Genomic DNA, 22,934 nt, shown 5'->3' with positions numbered 1-22,934 from the left:
CGCATCATCGCACGGGGACGGAGCCCATCGAGGCCGCTTCTCGCACCGGGCGCACACGCCGGTCGGCCGACCCGCCCGTCGGGCGACCGGTCCGTCGGCCCACCTGCTCGTCGGTCGCCTGGACGTGGTCGGCGATACCGAAGACGAGGACCCGGGTGTTCGGTTCGACGGGCCGCCACCGGTGCACCAGGCCGCCCGCGCAGTAGAGCGTGTCGCCCTGTTCGAGACGGTAGAAGTTGCCGTCCGCCTCGACCTCCGCCGAGCCGTCGGCCACGTACAGAATCTCGTCGTTGCGGTGCCGGAACTCGCGTCCCCAGTCATGCGCACCGGTGAACTCCAGGGCGTGCAGCCGTTGATGGCCCCGGACCAGCGGGCGCATCCGGCCGTCGCTCTCGCCCTCCGCCCCGGTCTCGCTTCTGATCACGCCGCTCACCCGGCTGCTCGCCGCCATTCCGGAGCCGGTGGTCGGCGCCGCGGGGCTGATCATCTACGCGGTGATCGCGACGATGGGGTTCGGCATGCTCAGCCGCGAGAACCTCAGCCACGGCACCAACGGCATCGTGGTCGCGCTGGCGCTCCGTGTCGGTCTGCTGCCGGTCCTCGCGCCGGAGATGTACGCGGGCCTGCCGGTGCGGGCCCGCACGATCTTCGGCAGCGGCGTCGCTGCCGGGGCGCTGGCCGCGGTGATCCTCGCGGCCGTTTTCGGCCGACTCGGCCCGAGCGAGGAAAAGCCGGAGGAGAAGCCCGAGACGAAGTCCGAGGCGAATCCCGCGGTGAAGTCCGAGGTCGGCTCCGCCCCGTAGGGACCGGCTGCCGCAGACCCGGGTGCCCCCTTGCACGGTCGATCGTGCAAGGGGGCACCACTTGTACGGCATCCACCCCATCCACCCCTCATTGAAACTTCACACACCGCGTACGATGACGGGATGAGCGGGCTGAACGAACGGACACACCGACGAAGGCAGGGCATCTGCGCGTCGGCCGTGCTCGGCTGGCTGGTCGTGCTGCTCGCCATGGTCTCGTGCTGCTCGATCACAGCCCCCGCCGCGCACGCCTCCGGCGCCCGGCCGGCGACCGTCGCCCGGACCATCACACCCACGCACCAGGCACTCGCGCGGATCGTGGTGGTCGACTCCCCCGAGGACCGGGGCATGGGCAGCTCCTGCCACGGAACCTCCGAGCACTCGACCCCGGTCGTGCTGCCGGGCCAGAGCGCACCCGCGGCCGTTCCCGGCACGACCGTGACCGCTCCTGTCGCCCCGCTGACCGGCGCGGCCGCGATCCGCGGCCCGTCCAACGACGCCGTGCGGGAAGTCGACCATCTCCGTCTGCAGGTTCAACGGATCTAGAGGCAGGACCCGTTCCCCGGGACACCGAGGAACGGACTCCGCATGCCCTCCGCTCCATCAACTCTGTTGAACCGAAGGACTCTCCATGGCATCCGCCAAGCAGCAGAACACCCCTGCCTCCGCACGTCGCGCCAAGCTGGAGGAGGCCCGCCGCAAGGAGCGGGCCCGCGAGCGGCGCAGCCGCGTCATCACCATCACCGCGTCCGTCGCCGTGGTCGCCGCGCTCGTCGCGGGCGGCGGCTATCTGATGTCCGCCGCCGACGGCAAGGAGAAGGCAGAGGTCGAGGCCAAGTCCTCGCCGGTGAAGGGCGAGCAGACCTGGGACAAGCTCGCCCAGAACCATGTTCAGACGAAGGTCGACTACCCGATGAACCCGCCGGTCGGCGGCGATCACAACCCGATCTGGATGAACTGCAACACCGACGTCTACACCAAGGCGATACCGAAGGAGAACGCCGTCCACTCCCTGGAGCACGGCGCGGTCTGGGTCACGTACACGAGCAAGGCGAAGCCGGCCGACATCCAGAAGCTCCGTGACCGGGTCGAGTCGACGCCCTACTCCCTGATGAGCCCGGTCGAGGACCAGGCCGCCCCGCTGATGCTCAGCGCCTGGGGCAAGCAGGTGACGGTGACCGGCGCCGCCGACGCACGCGTCGGGCAGTTCTTCACCAAGTACGTGCAGGGCCCGCAGACCCCGGAGCCGGGCGCGGCCTGCACGGGCGGGGTCGCCCAGTGACGTCCGCGTCCCGCTCCTCGCGCCCGATGGTGCTGGCCGGCGGTGTGGTGCTGCTGCTGGCGCTGGGCCTGGTCGTGCTCATGCTCGTACGACCGTCCTCGTCCGCGGGCTCGGCCTCCGCTGCGGACTCCGCCTCCGCCGCGGCCGCACCATCGGACACATCGGTCGATGTCGGGTTCGCCCGCGACATGTCGATCCACCATCAGCAGGCGGTCGAGATGTCGTTCATCGTCCGGGACCGCACGTCCGACGAGGCGGTGCGCCGGCTCGCGTACGACATCATCAACACGCAGGCCAATCAGCGCGGCATGATGCTCGGCTGGCTGGAGATGTGGGGTCGGGCGAAGTCCTCCTCGGCCGTGCCCATGAAGTGGATGAATCATCCCTTCACACCGAGGGGCGACGGTTCGCTGATGCCCGGCATGGCGACCGACACCGAGCTCGACGCGCTGCGGGCGGCAAAGGGCAAGGAAGCCGAAGTGCTGTTCCTGAAGCTGATGACCCCGCACCACCAGGCCGGCGTGGAGATGGCCGCGGCCGCGGCCGACTCGGCGGACACGGATGTGATCAGGAACCTGGCGGCGGGCATGGTGCGGGGCCAGCAGCCGGAGATCGCGCTCATGGCGGACATGCTCAAGGAGCGCGGCTCGACGGCCTGAGCATCGGACGCCCCCGCAGTACGCGCAGGCGTTCCCGGGTTCACCGGCGGTCCGTTCGCGGCGGGCACTCCCCCGCGAACGGGCCGTCGCCCGACCGGCCCCGGTCCCCGCACGGGCAGAAGTCCGGCACGCCGGGTCGCACAAGGGATCGCATAGGCTCGGCTCCGACATGAAGAGCAACGTCACACCGCTGGGGCCCAAGGCCGACAAGGACACCGTGCGCCGGAGCAACCTCAGCCTGGTGCTGCGGGCCGTCCGCGACGAGGCCGAGGGCGGGGCGACCAGGGCCACGGTCGCCGCACGGGTGGGACTGACCCGGGCCGCGGTCTCCTCACTCGTCGAGCAGTTGCTCGGCATCGGTTTCCTCACAGAGTCCGGCAAGACCTTCAGCGGGCAGGCGGGCCGTCCCGGGACCGCGCTCAAGGTGGCACGCACCGGGCCTGCCGGGCTCGGCGTGGAGGTCAACATCGACTACGTGTCGGTGTGCGTCGTCGACCTGGCGGGCACCGGACGGGTGCGGCTCACCGAGCACCTCGACAACCGCGGCGCACCGCCCGCGGAGGTCCTGGCGCGGGCGGCCGGGGTCGCCGCGCGCACCCTGGAGTCGGCGCGCGAGCAGGAACTCTTCCCGGTCGGGGTGGCGCTCGCGCTGCCCGGACTGGTTTCCGGCGGTGCGGTGCGCCAGGCGCCCAACCTGGGCTGGAACCGGGTTCCGGCCGATGAGCTCTTCGCCGCCGCGCTCGCCGCCGAGCGTCCCGGCCGTGCGGTACTGGCGGTGACTTCGGAGAACGAGGCCAACCTGGCGGCGCTGGCCGAGCTGTGGTTCGGCGGACTCGGCGCTCTGCGCAGCTTCCTCTATCTGACGGGCGAGATCGGTGTCGGCGGCGCGCTGGTCATCGACGGTGAACTGCTGCGCGGGGCGCACGGATTCGCCGGGGAGATCGGGCATGTGGTGGTGGACGCCGAGGGACCGGAGTGCCGGTGCGGCTCGCGCGGCTGTCTGGAGCAGTACGCGGGACAGGCGGCGCTCCTGCGGGCCGCCGGCATCGAGGAGTCCGGCGGCGGAGCCGGAGTGGCCGAGCTGGAGCGGCGCGCCCGGTCGGGGGACGAGCGGGCGGTGGCCGCGGTCGCGGAGGCCGGCCGGATGCTGGGGCGGGTGCTGTCCGGGGCGGTGAATCTGCTGGACCCGGACGCGGTGGTGCTCGGCGGGATCTACCGGAACCTGATGCCGTGGCTCTCGCCGTTGGCCGACGAGGAGCTGACCGGCCGTGTGGTGTCGGGGCTCTGGTCCCCGGGGAGCGGGCGGCTGCGCGCCTCGCACGTCGCGGGTGACGCGGCACGGGGCGCCGCGGCGCTGGTGTTGACGGGGGTGCTGGCCGACCCGGTGGCGTATGCGGGCCACGCGGCCGGCGGACCCGGGTGAACGGGCACGGGCGACCGGAACATCCGGCCGCCCTCTCGCACACCCCCGTGGCGCTGCGGCCCCGCGATCCTGTGACCCGGGTTCAGTGGACCCCGAGCAGGTGGTCCATCGCCAGCTGGTCCAGGGCCTCGAACGCCATCCCCCGTTCCGCCGCCGCGTTCACATCGAACTCCTCGTACGCCGACCGGTCGGCCAGCAGCCCGGTCACGCCGTCCTCGGCGGTGGGGCGGGCCAGCTCGTCGAGCCGGGACGCGCGCAGCGCCTCCTGCACGGCGGGGTCGGCGCGGAACGCCGCGGCGCGCTCCTTGAGGATCAGATAGTTGCGCATGCAGCCCGCGGCCGAGGCCCAGACCCCGTCGTGGTCCTCGGTCCGCGGCGGCTTGAAGTCGAAGTGCCTCGGGCCCGCGTAACCGGCCGTCTCCAACAGGTCGACGAGCCAGAACGCCTGGCGCAGATCGCCCGCGCCGAAGCGCAGGTCCTGGTCGTACTTGATGCCGGACTGACCGTTCAGGTCGATGTGGAAGAGCTTGCCCGCCCACAGCGCCTGCGCGATGCCGTGCGGGAAGTTCAGCCCGGCCATCTGCTCGTGCCCGGTCTCCGGGTTGACGCCGACCAGCTCCGGGCGTTCCAGGCGCTCGATGAAGGCGAGGGCATGGCCGATGGTCGGGAGCAGGATGTCTCCGCGCGGCTCGTTCGGTTTGGGCTCGATGGCGAACTTCAGGTCGTAGCCCTGCTCGGTGACGTAATCGCCGAGCAGGTCGAAGGCTTCCTTCATACGGTCGAGGGCGACCTGGATGTCCTTGGCCGCGCCGGACTCGGAGCCCTCGCGGCCGCCCCAGGCCACATAGGTGGTGGCGCCCAGTTCGACGGCGAGGTCGATGTTGCGGAGGGTCTTGCGCAGCGCGTAGCGGCGTACGTCACGGTCGTTGGCGGTGAACGCGCCGTCCTTGAACACCGGGTGGGTGAACAGGTTCGTCGTCGCCATGGGGACGACGAGTCCGGCCGCGTCCAGCGCCTGCCGGAACCGCTTCACGATCCCTTCGCGCTCGGTGTCCGTCGAGCCGAACGGAATCAGGTCGTCGTCGTGGAACGTCACACCGTACGCACCCAGCTCCGCGAGCCGCCGCACGGAGTCGGCCGGGTCGATCGCCGCGCGGGTCGCATCGCCGAACGGGTCGCGCCCCTGCCATCCCACCGTCCAGAGTCCGAAGGTGAACCTGTCGTCGGGGGTGGGCGTGAAGCGTTCCGTCATCGTCTGGCCGCCTTCGGTGCAGTCGGGCCCAGGACCTGTCGAGGTGCCCGTAGCTCATTTGTTCACTGTCATGACTAATCATGCACGGACCACCGCCGACAGGTAAACCCCTCCGTCACACAACCCATCACCACGGGACTCTGTTCGACACGGACTCGGTCACGTAATTTGTTTTGCGCACGACTAAATCCTGCACCGCACCCAGCACAGGAATGAGGGCGCCATGCCGCCGCGTACCGTCGTCATCGGCGTGGACAGTTCCACCCAGTCCACCAAGGCTGCCTTCGTCGACGCCGCGAGCGGCCGGCTGCTCGCCGTCGGTCGCGCGCTGCATGTCGTCCGTGGTGAGGCGGGGGCCCGCGAGAGCGACCCGGAGATGTGGTGGCAGGCACTGCGCGACGCCGTCGCCGCCGGCCTGAAGGAGTCCGGGGTCGCCGCGTCGGCCGTGACCGGCATCGCGATCGCCGGTCAGCAGCACGGACTGGTCGTCCTCGACCGGTCGGGCCGCCCGCTGCGCCCCGCGATGCTGTGGAACGACACCCGCTCAGCCCCGCAGGCCGCCGCACTCACCGAGGCGCTCGGCGGCCCGGACGCCTGGACCGCGCGGACCGGATCGGTTCCGGTGGCCGCCGTCACCGCGTCGAAATGGCGGTGGCTGCGGGAGAACGAGCCGGACCACGCCGCCGCGACGGCGGCCGTACGCCTTCCCCATGACTTCCTGACCGAGCGGCTCGCGGGCACCGCCGCCACCGACCCCGGCGACGCGTCGGGCACCGGCTGGTACTCCACCGCGACCGGCGCCTACGACCCCGGGCTCCTCGAACTCCTCGGCCTGGACGCCGCATTGCTGCCCGAGGTGGCCCGGACCGGCGCGACCCGCGTCGGCTCGCTGACCGCCGAAGCGGCCGACACGCTCGGCCTGTCCACCATGACCGCCGTGGCCGCGGGCACCGGGGACAACATGAGCGCCGCCGTCGGCCTCGGGCTGGGCGGCGCCGGGCTCCTCGACCACCCCGTCCTCAGCCTCGGCACCTCGGGCACGGTCTTCGCGGCCTCCCGGACCCGGCCCGCGTCACCGGCACTCTCCGGCTTCGCCGCGACGGACGGCACGTACCTCCCGCTGGCCTGCACCCTCAACTGCACGCTCGCCGTGGACAAGGTGGCCGCACTGCTCGGCCTGGACCGCGACGACACGTCCCCCGGCGGCGAGGCCGTGCTCCTCCCCTACCTGGACGGCGAACGCACCCCCGATCTGCCCACTGCCGCCGGACTGCTCACCGGGCTCCGCCACGACACCACGCCCCGGCAGCTCCTCGGCGCCGCCTACGAGGGCGCCGTCTTCACCGTGCTGCGCGCCCTCGACGAACTGCTGCGGGCCTGTGGCCTCGACCCGGCCGATCCGGACGTGGCCGCCCGGCCGCTGCGCCTGATCGGCGGCGGCGCTCGGGGGCGGGCCTGGTTGGAGACCGTACGGCGGCTCTCCGGCCGTCCCGTGATCGTGCCCGGGAGCAACGAGCATGTGGCTCTGGGCGCCGCGGCACTGGCCGCAGCCGCGGCCACCGGCGCCGACCCGGTCGCGATCGCCACCGGCTGGAGCACCGGCGAGGACACCCGACTGCCGCCCGTCCAGCGGGACTCGGCCGCCTGGGAGCGGGTCGGATCGGTACTGGAGCGGGCCTCGGGCCCATTGCTCGGGGGTTTCTGACGGTCCCCCAATCACCTACGGACCGGTTTGGGGAAGCGAAGCGATCTTCACTAGTATCCGGCGATGATCATAAGAAAAAGGCTGACGGCCGGGGTGGCCATCCTGCTCGCCACCCTGACCGCCGGGCTCGGTTCGGCGCTTCCCGCCGCCGCCGGCGAAGCCCCCGCCAAAGCCTCCCCCAAGGTCGAGCTGGTGCTCGACGTCAGCGGCTCCATGCGGACCCGTGACATCGACGGCCAGTCCCGGATGACAGCCGCCAAGCAAGCGTTCAACGAGGTCCTGGACGCGGTGCCCGAGCAGGTGCAGCTCGGCATCCGGACGCTCGGCGCCGACTATCCGGGCGACGACCGCAAGGTCGGCTGCAAGGACACCAAGCAGCTCTACCCGGTCGGCCCGCTGGACCGCACCGAGGCGAAGACCGCGGTCGCCACCCTGGCCCCCACCGGCTGGACCCCGATCGGCCCGGCCCTGCTGGGCGCCGCCGACGACCTCGAAGGCGGTGACTCCACCCGCCGGATCGTACTGATCAGTGACGGCGAGGACACCTGCGGCCCGCTCGACCCGTGCGAGGTGGCCCGTGACATCGCGGCCCGCGGCATCCACCTCGTCATCGACACCCTGGGCCTGGTGCCGAACGCGAAGATCCGTGAGCAGCTGACCTGCATCGCCGAGGCCACCGGCGGCACCTACACCGCGGTCCAGCACACCGATGAACTGTCCGGCCGCGTCAAGCAGTTGGTCGACCGGGCCGCCGAGCCCGTCGTCACCCCCGTGGCGACGAAGGGCGCGGACAGCTGCTCCACGGCGCCGCAGCTCAAGGCCGGCCTGTACACCGACCGCGAGAAGTTCGGGGAGCACCGCTGGTACCGGGTGGATGTGCCGCCCGGTCAGGAACTGCGCGCCTCGGTGAGCGTCTTCGCCGACCGCGCCGTGAACAACGACTACGGCGTGCTGCTGCGGGCGCTGACCGTGCACGGCCGGGAAATCGTGCGGGGATCGGAGTCGGGCACCGGCCGCACGGATGCGATCTCCTCCGGCCTGCGCTACCCGAAGGCCGAGGAGGACGACACGGACAGCGGTGACAAGCCGGCCGCCGAGACCGTGTGCCTCCAGGTCAGCAACTCCTTCTCGGCCCCCGCCTCGGTGAAGACCTCGCCCGGCATGCCGGTCGAGCTGACCGTGGACCTGGTGGACGCCCCGGACGAGGCCGCCGACGCCGCCGCGTTCGGTCTCGGCCGCGGCTGGTGGCTGCTGGGCGTTCTGGTCCTCACCGGACTGGTCGCGGGCCTGCTCTTCGGCTGGATCTCGCGCTGGCGCGTCGCCGTCTGGAGGACGAACTGATGATGCGTACGACACGTGTACTCGCGGGCGCCCTGCTCGCCGGGATCGCCCTGCTGACGTCGGCGGGCGCTGCGGTGGCCGACGACCCGTCGGCGAGCCCGAGCCCGAGCGCCTCCGAGGACGGGTCCGGCCCCACCGAGGCCGGCACCACCTTCCGTACGGCAACGGCCGTCCAGCAGAACCAGCGCGCCACCGCCGGCGCGTCCACGGGTGACTACCTGTACTGGGTGTTCCCCGCCGACGCGGGCCAGCGGGCCACCGTGAAGGCGAAGATCACCCTGCCCGAGAGCGCCGCACGGCATGGTGCGTCGACCTGGCAGGTCGATGTGTACGACGGGCTGCGGCGCCGACAGGCCTGCATGTACGGCCGCCAGACCGGCAAGGCCGGGGCCGACGCGTCGGCGGTCGAGCTGACCTGTGTCCTGCGGACCGTCCGCGCCTGGTCCGAGCCGTGGGCCAACGACCCGCTGCCGGGCAGCTACTACGTACGCCTCACGGTCGTCGATCTGCCGTCGGCAGACCTCGGTCTTCCGGTGCAGACCGAGGTCGAGGTCACGGCGGCCGACAAGGGCGGCGCCGGCGATGTGGACGGCACGCTCGCCGAGCCGCTGGTCCCTGGTGTGTCCTCCGTCGAGCAGGCCTCGGACGGCTCGTCCGCCGGTGACGACAGCGCCTCGCCCGCGGTCTCGCTCGGCAGTGAGCCCGAGGACGGCTGGGCCTCCGGCTGGTGGACCGATCGCTGGCTGTGGACGGTCGGCGGCGGCGTGCTCGGGGCGCTCGCGGCCGTCTTCGGCTACTCCCTGACGCGCGGCAGCGGCCGTCCGTCCCGGGTCCCACCGGGCGTCTGACCCGCGCACTTCGCGGGACGGGCTCCGGACCAGGGGCCCGGCACACCGCAGGACGGGGCCCGAGCCCCCGGGCCCGTCCTGCGGTGGCGGACAGCATCTCCTCCGCCACTGGCCGCCCGCATGCTCCTTGGGCGGCTCCGCGCGACTACATTCGACAACTCACGTACCGTGCAAGGCCGATGACATGTTCCAGGGCGTGCGGTACCGCTGAAGTCAGGTCGCCGCGCACCGAATCGGGTGCGCCACAAGGGAGCGGAGACTTTCATGTCCACGGAGACCGGCCCGGCCATCGATGCCGAGCCGCGGAGCCACCGGATCGTGCCGGGCCCGAAGGGGCTGCCGTTTCTCGGGAACCTGCCGCAGTTCGGAAAGAACCCCCTCGCCTTCTTCGAGCGACTGAGCTCCCACGGGGACATGGTGGGCTGGCGGTTCGGCCCCAACTCATGTGTGTACATAGCTGATCCGGACTGCATAGGCGAGCTGCTCACCGAGACGGAACGCTCCTTCGACCAGCCGGCACTGGGCATCGCCTTCCGAACGGTGATGGGCAACGGCGTGGTGGTCGCCCGCGGCAGGGACTGGCGGCGGAAGCGCTCGCTGGTGCAGCCCTCAGTACGGCCCAAGCAGGTGCGGTCGTACGCGGCGACGATGGCGAGCAGCACGGTGGAGCTGGCGGACACCTGGTCGGGCGGTGAACGCATCGACGTCAAAAGGGAGATGGCGGCGCTGACCCAGCGCATCGCCGTGCGCACCATCTTCGGCGTCGACACGGCGGCCGACGCCGAGGCGATGGGCCGGGCGATGGATGTGGCGCAGCAGGAGATCGGCAAGGAGTTCGCCGGCATAGGCGCGTTGTTGCCGGACTGGGTGCCGACTCCGGGACGGGCCAGGATCAAGAAGGCCGCCGCGGTCATCGACGCCGAGGTGGGCCGGGTCGTCGCTCGTCATCGCGACGGCGGGAACGAGCGCCCCGACCTGCTGAGCCGGCTGTTGACCGCGGTCGACGAGACGGGCGCGCACCTCACCGACCAGGAGATACGCGACGAGACGGTCACGCTGTACATCGGCGGGCACGAGACGACCAGTTCCACGCTGGTGTGGGCCTGGTATCTGCTGGCCCGCAATCCGCGGGCGCGTGCCGCGCTCACCGAGGAACTGGACCGGGTCCTCGGTGACCGGGAGGCGGGGTTCGACGACTACGCGCGGCTGACGTACACCCAGTCCGTGGTCAAGGAGACCCTGCGCCTCTACCCGACGATCTGGCTCGTGACCGGTGTCGCGAAGGAGGGCGCGCGGATCGGCGGTGTTCCGATGCCGGAGGGCACCCGGGTGTGGACCAGCCAGTGGGTGACGCAACGCGATGCGCGGTGGTTCCCCGAGCCGGAGGAGTTCCGCCCCGAACGCTGGGATCCGGAGGCGGGCGACGACATCGCGGAGTACGCCTGGTTCCCGTTCGGCGGCGGCCCACGGGTCTGCCTGGGCACCCGGTTCGCGATGGTCGAGGCGGTGCTGATCCTGGCCGTGCTGGCACGCCGCTTCGAGCTGGACGTGGACCCGGGCGTCATCGAGCCGGTCCCGTCGCTCACGCTGCAACCGGACCGGGAAGTGAGGGCGACGATCCGCACGCGGTGAGGCCGGTGACCGCTTCGGCCCCCCTCTCCCCCGCCCCGTAAGCTGCGCTGCGATCCGAAACGCCGCACGCCGTCCGCGTCGGCCCGGTCCCCGGCCGAGGAGGCTGAAACCTGTGGGCGGTTTCCAGGAAGCCCGGTCGGCGCAGGGCCGCGTCCGGCTCGCCGGCGTACACCGCACGCCCACCGCGCGGGTCCGCCGCTCCGTCCGGCCGCCGCCGGGACACCGTGCTCGGCTGCGGCTGCATGGTGGCCGTGGTGATCGGCCTCGTCGTCCCGGCCGTCGGATCCACACTCGGCGGCACCGTTCTGTGGAGGTGGGCGCGGGACAGCTTCCCTGGTGGGGGTTACGGCTTCGCCGTGGCTGTCGGCGCGCTGATACCGGTGACGTTCATGGCCGGGGCGATATCGGTCGGCACGATGAACCGGGCGGCCGGCAGAGCCCGTTCGGTGCTCAGGGCCGTCGCGGCGGTCCTGAGCTTCGCACTGCTGATGCTGCTCGGCACGGCCTGCGTGGAGATGATGGGCCCGAGCCCCAAACACCATGACCGGACAGGCGGCTGGGCCTATGAGCACTACGCATGGATCTGGGCCGTGGCGCTCCTGGCGGCACTCGTCACGGGAGCGCTGCTGGTGACCGCTCTCGTCCTGCGGACCCGCGGTCGCGCGAAGCGGGACGGCTCGACAGCAACCGGGGAGCGCGTCCTGGTCCAGATGCGCGGCCCGTCCCAGCACCAGACATACCGAACCGATATGTCCGATCTGTCGCGGAGATCAGGTCATGCGGTTCACACTGTCCATGTCGGCCGCCCCGGCCGACGGGCCGTCCGGCCGCACCCGCAGGCTGTCGATCCAACGGGAGAAACACCATGCGTCTCCGCTCCGCTCTCACCGCCGCGCTCTCCGCCGCAGCCGCCCTGACACTGACCGGCACCGCGGCATCGGCACCGGCCGACGCCGCGTCCGCCGGCACCGCGAGCCGCCTCGGAACCTGCCAGGAGAAGGCCCTCGAAGTGCACGCCGCACCCGGCGGACAGCGGAACGTCGCCCATATCGACGTCATCAACAACGGCGCCAGGGCCTGCATGATGGACCGGATCCCCACGATCACCTTCAGGGGCCTCGACGGCTCCGCCGAGACCGTACCGCCCGCCGAGAGCGGTCCCTACGTACTGTCCCCGGGCGAGCGGGCCTACGCCGCCGTACGCACCGCGGACCCGGCGGCCGCCGAGGGCCACGTCGTCGGCAGCCTGTCCGTGGCGGCAGACCCCTCCCATCTGGGTGTCACCTTCGGCGCGGCCACCGTAGGCATGCCCGAGGGAGTCCATGTGTGGGTGCCGGTGACCACGCTGTGGCAGGAGTCGCGCGCCGCGGCGGACCGCGCACTGGCGGACACGCTGGGCTGACGGGCGGCTACGGAACGTAGGCCGCGCCCCGCAGGTCCGCCGGACAGGCCCTACAGGCCGTAGGTCGTCCCGTCGGCGGTCCGCCGCGGGTCGGGAGCCGTCGTCGCGCAGAGCGGACCGCCCTCGAAACCGGCGTTGACCAGGGCAGTCGCACGGCCGGCCGAGTCCACCAGCTTCAGGGCGTGCCACCGTGGCAGCCAGAACACACGTCCGCGGTGCTCCGTGAGCAGTTCCGTGAGGGCTGCCGGAGCATGCGTCCACACCTTCGGCAGGTCGTCGGCGTGGTCGAAGGCGGGACGCAGCTCGATCCAGCCGTCGGCGCCGACGTCACCGGAGGTGAGCAGGAGCTCCACGGCCTGGCCGGGCTCCTGGTGGCACTTCTTGGCATGGATCCAGTGCACGTGGTGACCGGGGCCGTGGCTGGGGCAGTCGTCGTTCTGGATGAGATGGGGGAGCATGGTTCTTCGCCTTCCCGAGGTCATGGACCCCAGGTGCTCTGCCCCGATGGTCCGCTGTTCCCCATACGCCGCGTACGGGGCCGGTCGTCACCCGGAGCACCCGCAGCGGAGCGGGGTGCCGTCCAGTCAGCCGGGGCTGTGCACTGGAACTCATGACCTGCGAGAACCGTATCCCACGGACGACGTTGCCCGACGGGTGGTCAGGTCTCAGCCGTGCAGCAGGACCGGGAAGGCCTCCATGTCGTTCTGCGTCATCACCGGCAGCTTGCGGACCTCCTCGTCCGCGATGGCCGCCCGCAGCCGGGGGAAGCGCGCGAACAGTGCGGGCAGGGCGATGGCGGCCTCGACGCGGGAGAGTGCCGCTCCGGGGCAGATGTGGGGGCCGTGACCGAAGGTCATGTGACGGATCGGGGTCGGCCGGGTGATGTCGAAGGCGTCGGCGTCCGTCCCGTGCTGCTCGATGTCACGGCCGATGGCGCGATAGGAGATCACCACTCCTTCGCCCTTCGCGATCACGTCGTCGCCCACGTGGATGTCCTCCGTGGCGAACCGCATCAGCAGATGGGTGGTGGGGGTGTCCCAGCGCAGGGTCTCCTCGATCACCGTATCCCACGGGATCTCACCGTCGAGGACCCTGTTCAGCTGGTCGGGGTGGGTGAGCAGGGCCCGTACGGCGTTCAGGATCAGCCCGATGGTGGTCTCGTGCCCGGCGGCCACCATCGCCTTGAGATTGCCCACCACCTCTTCCTCGGTGAGGGGTTCGCCGCCTTCCTCGGCAAGGATGAGCGCGCTGGTGAGGTCGTCGGTGGGATGCGCGGTCTTCTCGCGTACGAGAGCGGCGTAGAACACGTCCAACTCGGCGAGCAGCGCCAGGCGTTCCTCATGCGGCGTGAGCATGGAGAAGAACGCCTTGTACCGCTTCATCAGCATGGGGTGCTCGGCCTCGTCCACGCCCATCAGCATGCCGACGACCCGCATCGGCAGCGGCTGGGCGAACACGGACTTGAGGTCGACCACACCGTTCTCGCTCCTCTCGCCCTGTTCGGCGAGGGCATCGAGTAACTCCGCGGTGAACTTCTCGATCTCCGGGCGTATTTCCTCCAGCCGACGCGGCGTGAGCGCCTGGGAGGTCTTGGTACGCAGTCGTCGGTGCTCGGCACCGTCCACGGTGAACATGGAACGCCCGGCGTCGATCATGCCGATCAGTGGCCACTCGTACGTGACCTCGCCGCTCTGCCAGAGCCCCCAGACATCGATGTCCTTGACCAGGCGGGGATCGACGAGCAGTCGGCGGGCCAGGGCGTGCCGGGTGACGGTCAGAGCGGGGACGCCGAGCAGTTCGATCCTGGCGAGCGGACCGGCGTCACGCAGGCATGCCGTCTCTCCGTCCAGGTCCTGGACCAGCGGGTCGATGACGACGACCCCGCCACTCGAAGCGGCTTCCCGGGCGGCGGCGTGCGGGCAGTTCAAGACGGGGCTCCTGTCGGACGGACGGGGGCGAAGCGGACGGGCAATGCGGTCATCCCCCGCAGGAAGGCGGACTGCCGCCGGACCAACTCGGATACGGGAACGGACAGTTCCAGGTCGGGGAGCCGGTCGAGCAGCACCTCGATCCCGGTGCGGGCGATGATTTCGGCGATCTCCTGCGCGGGGAAGGGGCAGCGGTATTCGCCATGGCTGAACGCCAGGTGGGCGCTGTTGCCGCGCTGGCCGGACGGTCCTCCCGAGGCCGAGAGGTGCTGCCGGATGTGCGGATCGGCGTTGGCGGCGCCCAGGCCCAGCAGCAGCATGTCCCCGGCACGGATGCTCCGGCCTCCGAGCCGGGTGTCGCGGGCCGCCCAGCGACCGGCGAGGATCTGCGTCGGGCCTTCCTCCCAGAGCACCTCGTTCATGGCTTCGGCGACGCTGTGCCGGCCACCGGTGAGCGCGACGGCGAACTGGTCGTCGGTGAGCATCAGCCGGAGCGAGTTCCCGATCCAGTCGGCGGTGGTGAGGTGCCCCGCGGCCGTGATGGCCATCAGGTCGAGTACGTACTCCTCGTCGGTGAACTCCCCGGCGTACGCCAGCATGCGCGAGGTCACGTCGTTTCCGGGCGCGCCCCGCCGGGCCGCCAGCAGCCGCTGCATGTGTTCGCCGAACCGCAGATGGGCCTCCTGCGCGCCCGGTCCGCCGTCGGCCAGATCCCTGAGCACCTCGGCGATCCGCGGCCCGTCCGCATCGGGGAATCCGACCAGCCGGGCAAGGACGAGCACCGGCAGCGGAATGGCGAAATCGGCGATCAGGTCCGCCGTGCCGCGGTCACAGAACCCGTCGACTAGGCGATCGGCCAACTCCTCGCAGTCCCGGCGGAGTTCGGAGTGCTCGACCTCCTCCAGCGCCTGCCCGACCATCGCGGCGTGACGCCGGTGCTCGGCCCCGGCGGTGAAGTAGATGGACGGCATCGGGCGGCCGACCATCGGTAACAGCGGCCAGTCCTCGGGGATTTTCCCCCACTGGTTCCACAGCCCGACGTCCCTGGGGAACAACCCGCCGTCGCTGGTGACCTGGTGGAGTTCGCGGTAGCCGATGACCAGCCAGGCCGGAACCCCGCCGGGCAGCTCGACGGGCACGACAGGTCCGTGTTCGCTCCGCATGGCGCGGTAGACGGCATGGGGTTCGGTGTGGAACTCGGGTCCGCTGAGTGGCACGGCGGACACACCGGCACCTGCCGGACAGCGTCCGGCGGTGGTCGCCGGGGACACGGACGGGCGTTCGGGCACCGCGGATGCGGGCGTCGTCATCGTACGGAATCTCCTGTGACGAAGGCTTCGCTCGTTGCGGTGGTCGGTTGATCAACGCGGCTTCACTATAGGGAAATTCGGTGAGCCTTCAGGCACTATTCGCGACCGTTCTCGCCACTTTTCCGATCCGGATGGCCCGATTTCTGATCACGATTGATCAAAAGGGCGGGGATGCGCCACACCCGGCCGCGAAGCGCCACCGAACACTGCCCGTAGCGCTGCCTTCAAGATCGGTGCGAGCGTGGGCAGTTACGAGGGCAAGGTGTCCGCCCGTTCGTACGATCTCACCGTGCACGGCAAGAACGCACCGTCGCAGGTCGTCATGGACCACAGCCGCCTGCACCGGCTGAACTCGGCGGCGGAGTTCGCCGCGGCCGGTTCCGGCTGGTTCACCGACCCCGCGACCGGGATCACGGAGATCAAGACACCGCCCGTCTCCACCGGGCGCGGCTTCACGGTCGAGCTGCGGAAGTAGCCGACGACCCCGGCAGTGCAGGGGCCGGGGGCCGTCTCCGGACGGTCCTCGGCCCCTGCGCCCGCCCCGCTACGGCTTGCGGGCGACCGCACCGTAGATCGGCACCGGCTGCGTCTCCACCGGAAGCCCGCCGAGGCTGAGCTCCGGATGCCAGTCGACGACCTGGACGAGGCCCGGCTCCATCACTTCCAGCCCGTCGAAGAACCGGCTGACACCGCGATGCGATCTCGGTACGAGCGTCACACCGCCCGCCGCGTACGAGGCCACACCCTTTTCCACATTCTCTGGGTCGAAGTCACCGGTGAGCTGTGACAGCACAAGAAAACTCCCGGCAGGGAGCTGCTCCACCAGCCGCTCCACCAGGGCGTACGCCCCCTCGCGGTTCCCCTCCCCCTCGCCGCCGTCGCCGACGAAGTGCAGCAGAGCGATGAGGGAGAGCGCGACGGGCCGGTCGAAGTCGATCACGTCGGCGGCGAGTTCGAGGATCCTCTCCGGCTCCCGCACATCGGCGTCGAGGTACGCCGTCACTCCTTCGGCGGTCCCGCTCAACAGTGCTTCGGCGTGGGCCAGGACGATGGGGTCGTTGTCCACGTACACGACCCGTGCGTCGGGAGCCGCGCTCTGGACGATCTGGTGCAGGTTGGGCTCGGTGGGAATGCCGGAGCCGATATCGAGGAACTGCCGTATCCCCGCCTCCCCCGTGAGCCAGCGCATCGCACGGTGCATGAACCACCGGTTGTGGCGTGCGATGCGCTTCGTGTCCGGCGAGAGCCCGGCGATCTGTCTGCCGAGCTCCTCGTCGACGGGATAGTTGTCCTTCCCGCCGAGGAACCAGTCGTACACCCGCGCGGGATGCGGCCTGGTGGTGTCGATGCGGTCCGCACCGGATCCGTACCCTGTCATACGGCACTCCCCCCTGGTACTGATCGGCTTCCTGCCTCAGCATCTTGCAGCATCGCCCGGCCGGCCGCGCGGGCATCCATGATCCCGGCGGCCCGCAACAGGCATCAGGCTCGGGAGCGCTTCACTCCTTGACGCCGATCCCCCCGAAGGCGTCCACATCCGCGGGAACGGTCGCGCTGTCGGCGTCGGGCATCCACTCACTGAGCCGGACGAAGCCGGGGTCGAGGATCCGCAGCCCGTCGAAGAGCGTGACGATCTCGTCCGGCTCGCGCACGTAGTACGGCACCGCGCCGCTCTCGATGTACGCCTTCTCCGCGGCGATCATGCCCTCGCTGGTACGCGTTCCGTCGTATATCACGAGGTAGCTGCCGACCGGCAGCCCCGCCATCAGTCGGCCGACCACCTCGCGGGCCTTGGCGAAGTCGCCCGCGTGACCGAGTATGCCGAGCAGCATCAGGGCCACGGGCCGGTCGAAGTCGAGTGTCTTCGCCGCCTCGGCCAGGATGGCGTCCGGATCGTAGAGGTCGGCGTCGATGTAATCGGTGACACCCTCGGGCGAACTGGTCAGCAGCGCACGGGCATGCGTCAGCACGAGCGGGTCGTTGTCCACATACACGATGCGCGACTCGGGCGCGATGTCCTGGGCCACCTGGTGGGTGTTGTCCGCGGTGGGCAGACCTGTCCCGATGTCCAGGAACTGCCGTACCCCCCGCTCCTCCACGAGGTGGCTCACCGAACGCCGCAGGAACTGCCGCCCCGCCACCGCCACGTCGACGAGCCCCGGGAAGAAGGTCTTGATCTGGTCACCGATCTCACGGTCGACCTCGTAGTTGTCCTTGCCGCCCACGAAGTAGTTCCAGAAGCGGGCGGAATGAGGCCTCGTGGTGTCGATCCGGTCCGACACCGGCTGGGCGGGAGGGGTGACGGACGACTGATGCTCACTCATGGAGACCTCCGGACGCGAAAGTGATCAAGCTATGGCCTTAACCTACCTGGGCGTCACGAGAGTTATGGCCGTATACGTCACAGAGCGCGTCTCCCGTGGTCGGCCCAGGGTTGTTTCCGGGTTGTCCCCCACTCAAGTCGGGGTTTATCGGGTCGCTCGAACGACGCCGACTCCGTAGGTTCTGGGGTGGAATCGAATCACCGTTCCCCACCCTCACTTTCCCGGAGGCCCACCAGTGACCGCCCCAACGCGTCGGCAGACGCGCGCCATTCGCCCTCTCGTCGCGGCCTTCGTACGGTTCGTCGTGTGTGGTGGCGGGGTCGGACTGGCGTCGAGCGCGGCGGTCGTGCTGCTCAGCGCGCGAATACCGATGGCCGTCGCGAACGCGCTGGTCACCGTCGTCTCCACGGTCGTCGCGACCGAATTGCACCGACGGATCTCCTTCCAGAGCGAACGCAAGGGGTGGGGGGTCCACCTCCGGTCGGGGGTGACGGTCGCCGTGAGCTATGCGTTCACCACGGGGGCGCTGCTCTGTCTGTTCGCCGTGCGACCCGATCCCTCGCCCCTGATCGCGCAGACGGTCTATCTGTCGGCTTCCGCTCTGGCGGGGGTCGGACGGTTCGTGTTGCTGCGGGTCGTCGTCTTCGGGAACCGGGACCGGGGCCGGGGCCGGGTTCGGAACCGGAACGCTTCGCACGAGGACGCGCTCAACAAGACCTCGGTGGCGATGGCTGTGTGACGCCCCCTCGGTGATCGGCGCGGCGATCGTGCTGGTTGACTGGCGTGGCCGGTCGTGTGGGCGGCACGGAGCCGGCGGGTGGCCGGAGCGGACGAGGGGCGTGCGGATGGAGTTCAGGCGGGCCGGGTGGGTGCGGGTGCCGGTGGGGGACGATGCGGCGCGGTGGGCGACCCGGGGGAAGTGCCTGCGGGTGCTGGTCGTCGTGCACAACGTGACCGCCGCGACGCGGCTGCTCGATGTGCTGCCGCTGTTCGATGACGACCTGCGGGTCCAGCTGCTGGTGACCTGCACGGGCTCCTCGGCGTTCGCGGCCGGCACTGCCGAATTGCTGGCCGACACGGGGGTGCCGGTGCTGCCGTGGGAGCAGGCGGCCGAGACGGAGGTGGACCTGGTTGTCTCCGCCAGCTTCGGCGGTCAACTGGACGTATTTTCCGGGAAGTTGGCCATCCTCTCGCACGGTGTTGGATACACTAAGAGGCTGGCGACACCGGACACCGGACACCGGACACCGGACACCGGATCGGGGGCGGGGGCTGCGGCGCCTGCGCCCGTGTTCGGGCTCGCGCCTCCGTGGCTGCTGTCGCCCCGGGGCACTCCCATCGCGGACGCCCTCGTGCTCTCCCACCCCGAACAGTACGAACGGTTGCGCATCGCCTGCCCCGAGGCCGCGCCGACCGCCGTTCTCGCGGGGGATCCCTGCTACGACCGGATCCTCGCCGCACGGCCCTACCGCGAACGTTTCCGCCGCGCATTGGGGGTCCGGCCGGGTCAGCGGCTCGTCCTGCTCAACTCGACCTGGAACTCCGAATCGCTCTTCGGTGACGGCGGGGAGGGCCCGTCCGGCGGCGGGGGCGATGTCGTCGCCGCCCTGCTGAACCGGGTCGCCGACGAGTTCCCCGTGGACGAGTACCGGTTCGCGGCCGTACTGCACCCCAACATCTGGCACGGGCACGGCCCCGGTCAGATCCGTGCCTGGCTCGATCGCGCGCGGCGCGGCGGGATGGCGCTGATCGATCCGCTGACGGGGTGGCGGCAGGCCCTGCTGGCAGCCGATGCCGTGATCGGTGACCACGGATCCGTCACCTATTACGCGGCCGCCCTCGGCACCCCGGTGCTCCTGGGCGCCGTGCCGCTCCACGCCCTGGACCCCGACGCGCCGATCTCGGCGTTCATGCGGGAGGCGCCGAGGCTCGACCCCGACGCGTCCCTGGCGGCACAGATCGATGAAGTCATCCGCTGCCACCGGCCGTTGCCCGGCCCCGCCGAGTTCACCACCTCCGTGCCGGGCGAATCCGCGGTCCGGCTCCGGAAGCTCTTCTACTCGATGATGGGGGTGTCGGAGCCCGGCGGGCCTGCCTCGCTTGAGCCGCTCCCGCTGCCCGGGTACGAGGCCGGAACGGTCACCGTGCCGTTGCGGGTTCTGACCCGGGTGCTCGGGCCGGGAGAGGTCGCGGTCAGCCGCTGGGCGGGCACGGGGCCGGGGGCCGGCTCGGATCCCGACGGCGAACTGCACGTCGCCGTGCACGAGGACACCCGCGAGGTGGACCGGTTGGAGCTGGCCGACGTCATCTTCCGGGACGGCGAACCCGACGATCCGCGCTTCGGCTCGCCGTCGATCTGGACCGCCGAGGTGCTCCGCCGCCATCGGGGCTGCTCCCTGGCGGCCTATGTGACCGGCCCGTCCGAGTGCGTGGTCCGGGTACGTGGCGAGGAGCCGCTCCGGATGATGGCGGTGCCCGACGCCGATCCGGAAGACGTGTCCGGCGCGGACCCCGCCGCGTACGCCTCCGCCCTGCACGCCTGGCTGGCCACGGACAGCCGGGAGGCGGTCACTGCCCGGGCGCGGCTGGCGCGGGCAGTGACCGACGGACTCGTCCTGCGGACGGGCGACCGGCTCCACCGCGTACGCGTCGATCCTCTGACGCCGCCTGACTCGGCCGGCTGAGGAGGACCGCGACTACGCGGTCAGGGGGCCACGCAGCGCTCCTGCATGCTTCGCAGATGCGCCAGGTGGTACGTCGCGCGCTGGCCGTCGAGGGTCGTGATCGCCGCCTCGACCAGCGGGAGCGCCGCCTCGGTGTCCCCCTCGTCCAGCCAGGTCTCGGCGAGATCCGTGAGGGTCCGGGCCGTGTTGTACGTGTCGCCGCTCGACCGGAAGTACGACAGCGCGGTCTCCAGCTTCTGCCGGGCCTCCTCGCGTCGCCCCAGCCCGCGCAGCGCCCGCCCGCGATGGCGCTCCAGCAGGGCATCGGCACGCGGCACGTCGCGAGTCCCCTCGTCCTGCCCGCCCATGGTGCCCAGGATGGCGCCGGCCTCCTCGTAGCAGTCGTACGCCTCCTGGTACCGCCACTGCCGCAGTCTCAGCAGCCCCAGGAACTCGACGGCCGAGGCATGGCCCCGCTTGTGGCCCGCCGCCTCCTCGGCCCCCGCCGCTGCCCGCGCCTCCGCCCCCGCCTCCTGCCAGCGCTTCAACTCGGTCAGTGAGTGGGCGAGTTGTGCGTGCAGCGCTCCGGCGTCGGGACTCGTGGGCCGATGGGTGTCGACAAGGCGCGTGCCGATGCGGAGCGCCGGCAGCAGCATCTCGTGGTGGCCGGCCTTGAGCTGTAGTGGCCACAGGGCACGGCACAGGCGTACGGCGGTGTCCGGGTCGCCGGACTCCTCGGCGCAGCGCACCGCCTCGACCAGGTTGCCCGACTCCGCGAGCAGCGCGTCGAGGGCGGCGCCCCGGTCCGCGTACGTCTGCCCGGCGCGGTCCTCGGCGGGTGCGGGGACACGCCAGCTCTCCGGGAGCGCCTGGTGGGCGGCCGATGCGGCCAGGTCGGCGTAGGCGCTCAGGGTGCGGGCGAGCGCCGCGGAGCACGCCGCGATCCCGTCGTCCCGGATCGCCGCCGCCTCGGCGTGCGCACGGACCGCGTGGCGGTAGTGGTAACGACCGCTGCCCGAGCCGCGTTCCAGGAGCATCCGGTCGGCCAGGTCTTCCAGGAGTTCGGCCGTTGCGTCGGGGTCCTGGCCGGTGGTCCGGGCGGCCGTGGCGGCGTCGAAGGCGGGCCAGTCGCGCAGTGCCATCAGTCGGTACAGCCTGGCGGATTCCGGGGCCAGGAGCCGGTAGTTGTCCTCGGCGGCGCCCCGGACCGGGTCGCCGTCCGCCTCGGCGCGGCGTGGCGGAAGCGTGGGCGCGGAGAGCTGGTACGCCGCGGCACGCAGGGCGTACGGCGACCCGCCGCAGCGCTGGAGCAGCGACGGCAGGGTGGCACGGGCGGCGGCGACCGTGGACTTGTCGGTGATGTCGGTGAGCAGCCGCACCGCGTCCCGGTCCGAGAGCGGGCCGACGGGCACCCGCACGGCGTCGATGCCGGGGAAGGGAGCGCGGGCGACCAGGATCGTGAACACCCCGGGTGCCGAGGTGAGGAACGGCCGCACCTGCGAGGCGGAGTACGCGTGGTCGAGCACGATCAGGAGTCTCAGGTCTGCCGCGCGGTGGCGGAAGAACTCGCCGAGTTCATCGGTCCCGGTCGGCATCTCTTCGTCCGGCACCCGCAGTTGACGCAGCAGGGCACGCAGTACGGTTCCGACGTCGCGCGCGCCACCGGCGCCACGTCCCCCGAGGTCGGCGTAGATCTGGCCGTCCGGGAAGAGGCGGGTCGGCTGTGCGCCGAAGTGCACGGCGAGGGTGCTGGAACCCATGCCGTCCGGACCGTGCACCAGGGCGAGCCGGGGCCGCCCGTCCGCGCGGCGGGACGCCTCCCGCTGGAGTTGCTTCATCGCCTCCTTGCGATCCGTGAAGAACCTTATGGAGGCGGGGAGGTTCGACCGCGCGGCCCGGACCGGGGCAGGGTCGCGGCGCAGCCGGGTGGCGAACGCGGTCCAGGAGGCGGCGAGTTGCGGATCGGTGCGGATCCGGTCGTGAACCATGCGGGCCACGTCGTCCCGTTCGTCCGGGGCCACGGGCGCGGGGACCTCGCGGCCGACGATTCTCCGCACGACACCACCGGTGGATTCCCAGGCCCATTTGCCGGCCTCGTTGGCCATCCCCGAGCCGACCGCACCGAGTACCGCCGAAATCGCCGCCACCGAAGTGGGATCGAGCATGTCGCGCACTCCTCGTTCCCGGTGTTCCGCGCGGTGCGCCCTCCCCGGCACCGTCGCTGTCACCGTGCGGATCAACGTTAGCGTCAGACGGGCCGATCTCCCCCGGACATCGCGGGGTGATCGCCCGGTCCTGGCGTGTGCCGACCGCCCAACCGTCCGGAAAGCGACCTTTTCATCGACGTCCGGCCGGATCAGGC

Annotated in this window: 22 protein-coding genes and 1 riboswitch; of the genes, 14 read left to right on the top strand and 8 right to left on the bottom strand. The window is 71.2% G+C overall.

The features are described 5' to 3' along the window. Positions 1-4 precede the first annotated feature (4 nt). Entirely contained in the window at positions 5-487 is a 483-nt protein-coding gene (locus tag OG978_RS35340; RefSeq protein WP_326769124.1) for a cupin domain-containing protein, read from the bottom strand. Between OG978_RS35340 and OG978_RS35335 the strand changes: the two genes are divergently transcribed. The 5 genes from OG978_RS35335 to OG978_RS35315 all read left to right on the top strand — a co-directional run bounded on the left by OG978_RS35335 (position 462) and on the right by OG978_RS35315 (position 4,167). Next, positions 462-803 carry a hypothetical protein gene (locus OG978_RS35335; RefSeq protein WP_326769123.1) on the top strand — a complete coding sequence of 114 codons (342 nt, stop codon included), beginning with the start codon at positions 462-464 and terminating at the stop codon, positions 801-803. The genes OG978_RS35340 and OG978_RS35335 overlap by 26 nt on opposite strands. A gap of 123 nt (positions 804-926) precedes the next feature. Then, positions 927-1,349, top strand: coding sequence for a hypothetical protein (locus OG978_RS35330; protein ID WP_326769122.1), 423 nt, complete (start codon positions 927-929; stop codon positions 1,347-1,349). Between the two features lie 85 nt (positions 1,350-1,434). After that, a complete protein-coding gene (locus OG978_RS35325) occupies positions 1,435-2,085 on the top strand; it encodes a DUF3105 domain-containing protein (protein ID WP_326769121.1) in 651 nt (216 codons plus the stop codon). After that, positions 2,082-2,744: a DUF305 domain-containing protein gene (locus tag OG978_RS35320; protein WP_326769120.1), complete on the top strand. Its 663-nt coding sequence runs from the start codon at positions 2,082-2,084 to the stop codon at positions 2,742-2,744. The genes OG978_RS35325 and OG978_RS35320 overlap by 4 nt, the downstream gene beginning before the upstream one ends. 169 nt (positions 2,745-2,913) lie before the next feature. After that, on the top strand, positions 2,914-4,167 hold the full coding sequence (locus OG978_RS35315) for an ROK family protein (protein ID WP_326769119.1): 1,254 nt from the start codon (positions 2,914-2,916) through the stop codon (positions 4,165-4,167). 82 nt (positions 4,168-4,249) lie between these two features. Here the strand turns inward: OG978_RS35315 and xylA are convergent, their stop codons facing one another. Then, positions 4,250-5,419, bottom strand: a complete 1,170-nt coding sequence (gene xylA, locus OG978_RS35310; protein WP_326769118.1) for a xylose isomerase — start codon at positions 5,417-5,419, stop codon at positions 4,250-4,252. Positions 5,420-5,642: 223 nt separating this feature from the next. Between xylA and xylB the strand changes: the two genes are divergently transcribed. The 6 genes from xylB to OG978_RS35280 all read left to right on the top strand — a co-directional run bounded on the left by xylB (position 5,643) and on the right by OG978_RS35280 (position 12,347). Beyond that, the gene (xylB, locus tag OG978_RS35305) at positions 5,643-7,124 is read left to right on the top strand and encodes a xylulokinase (RefSeq protein WP_326769117.1); all 1,482 of its coding nucleotides are present in this window, start codon (positions 5,643-5,645) and stop codon (positions 7,122-7,124) included. 63 nt (positions 7,125-7,187) lie between these two features. Continuing rightward, positions 7,188-8,465, top strand: coding sequence for a VWA domain-containing protein (locus OG978_RS35300; protein ID WP_326769116.1), 1,278 nt, complete (start codon positions 7,188-7,190; stop codon positions 8,463-8,465). A 2-nt stretch (positions 8,466-8,467) separates the two neighbouring features. Beyond that, on the top strand, positions 8,468-9,313 hold the full coding sequence (locus tag OG978_RS35295) for a hypothetical protein (protein ID WP_326770257.1): 846 nt from the start codon (positions 8,468-8,470) through the stop codon (positions 9,311-9,313). 264 nt (positions 9,314-9,577) lie between these two features. Then, a complete protein-coding gene (locus tag OG978_RS35290; protein ID WP_326769115.1) occupies positions 9,578-10,945 on the top strand; it encodes a cytochrome P450 in 1,368 nt (455 codons plus the stop codon). A gap of 242 nt (positions 10,946-11,187) precedes the next feature. Then, positions 11,188-11,862, top strand: coding sequence for a hypothetical protein (locus OG978_RS35285; protein ID WP_326769114.1), 675 nt, complete (start codon positions 11,188-11,190; stop codon positions 11,860-11,862). Next, the gene (locus OG978_RS35280; RefSeq protein WP_326769113.1) at positions 11,811-12,347 is read left to right on the top strand and encodes a DUF4232 domain-containing protein; all 537 of its coding nucleotides are present in this window, start codon (positions 11,811-11,813) and stop codon (positions 12,345-12,347) included. Before OG978_RS35285 ends, OG978_RS35280 begins: the two co-directional genes overlap by 52 nt. Before the next feature lie 50 nt (positions 12,348-12,397). Here the strand turns inward: OG978_RS35280 and OG978_RS35275 are convergent, their stop codons facing one another. The 3 genes from OG978_RS35275 to OG978_RS35265 form a co-directional block, all read right to left on the bottom strand. Beyond that, on the bottom strand, positions 12,398-12,805 hold the full coding sequence (locus OG978_RS35275) for a hypothetical protein (RefSeq protein ID WP_326769112.1): 408 nt from the start codon (positions 12,803-12,805) through the stop codon (positions 12,398-12,400). A gap of 48 nt (positions 12,806-12,853) precedes the next feature. Next, a riboswitch (SAM riboswitch) is annotated at positions 12,854-12,963 on the bottom strand. A gap of 49 nt (positions 12,964-13,012) precedes the next feature. Further along, positions 13,013-14,275, bottom strand: coding sequence for a cytochrome P450 family protein (locus OG978_RS35270; protein WP_326769111.1), 1,263 nt, complete (start codon positions 14,273-14,275; stop codon positions 13,013-13,015). Next, on the bottom strand, positions 14,272-15,585 hold the full coding sequence (locus OG978_RS35265) for a cytochrome P450 (protein ID WP_326769110.1): 1,314 nt from the start codon (positions 15,583-15,585) through the stop codon (positions 14,272-14,274). The genes OG978_RS35270 and OG978_RS35265 overlap by 4 nt, the downstream gene beginning before the upstream one ends. A gap of 241 nt (positions 15,586-15,826) precedes the next feature. Here OG978_RS35265 and OG978_RS35260 point away from each other — a divergent pair, with 241 nt between their 5' ends. After that, on the top strand, positions 15,827-16,060 hold the full coding sequence (locus OG978_RS35260) for a hypothetical protein (RefSeq protein ID WP_326769109.1): 234 nt from the start codon (positions 15,827-15,829) through the stop codon (positions 16,058-16,060). A 69-nt stretch (positions 16,061-16,129) separates the two neighbouring features. On the opposite strand, the gene OG978_RS35255 is transcribed toward OG978_RS35260, so the two are convergent. Together OG978_RS35255 and OG978_RS35250 are read right to left on the bottom strand one after the other, a co-directional pair. Next, positions 16,130-16,963 (bottom strand): SAM-dependent methyltransferase, encoded by an 834-nt coding sequence (locus OG978_RS35255; protein WP_326769108.1) that lies wholly within the window; start codon positions 16,961-16,963, stop codon positions 16,130-16,132. Positions 16,964-17,084: 121 nt separating this feature from the next. Beyond that, entirely contained in the window at positions 17,085-17,909 is an 825-nt protein-coding gene (locus OG978_RS35250) for an SAM-dependent methyltransferase (protein ID WP_326769107.1), read from the bottom strand. A 235-nt stretch (positions 17,910-18,144) separates the two neighbouring features. On the opposite strand from OG978_RS35250, the gene OG978_RS35245 reads away from it, so the two are divergent. Next, positions 18,145-18,648 (top strand): GtrA family protein, encoded by a 504-nt coding sequence (locus OG978_RS35245; protein ID WP_326769106.1) that lies wholly within the window; start codon positions 18,145-18,147, stop codon positions 18,646-18,648. Between the two features lie 106 nt (positions 18,649-18,754). Beyond that, positions 18,755-20,593: a hypothetical protein gene (locus OG978_RS35240; protein ID WP_326769105.1), complete on the top strand. Its 1,839-nt coding sequence runs from the start codon at positions 18,755-18,757 to the stop codon at positions 20,591-20,593. A 20-nt stretch (positions 20,594-20,613) separates the two neighbouring features. On the opposite strand, the gene OG978_RS35235 is transcribed toward OG978_RS35240, so the two are convergent. Continuing rightward, on the bottom strand, positions 20,614-22,737 hold the full coding sequence (locus OG978_RS35235) for a tetratricopeptide repeat protein (RefSeq protein WP_326769104.1): 2,124 nt from the start codon (positions 22,735-22,737) through the stop codon (positions 20,614-20,616). Between the last annotated feature and the right edge of the window lie 197 nt (positions 22,738-22,934).

Source organism: Streptomyces sp. NBC_01591, assembly GCF_035918155.1.
GTDB lineage: Bacteria > Actinomycetota > Actinomycetes > Streptomycetales > Streptomycetaceae > Streptomyces.
The sequence above is the reverse complement of the archived record's forward strand: the minus strand, read 5'-3'. Positions and strand labels throughout refer to the sequence as shown.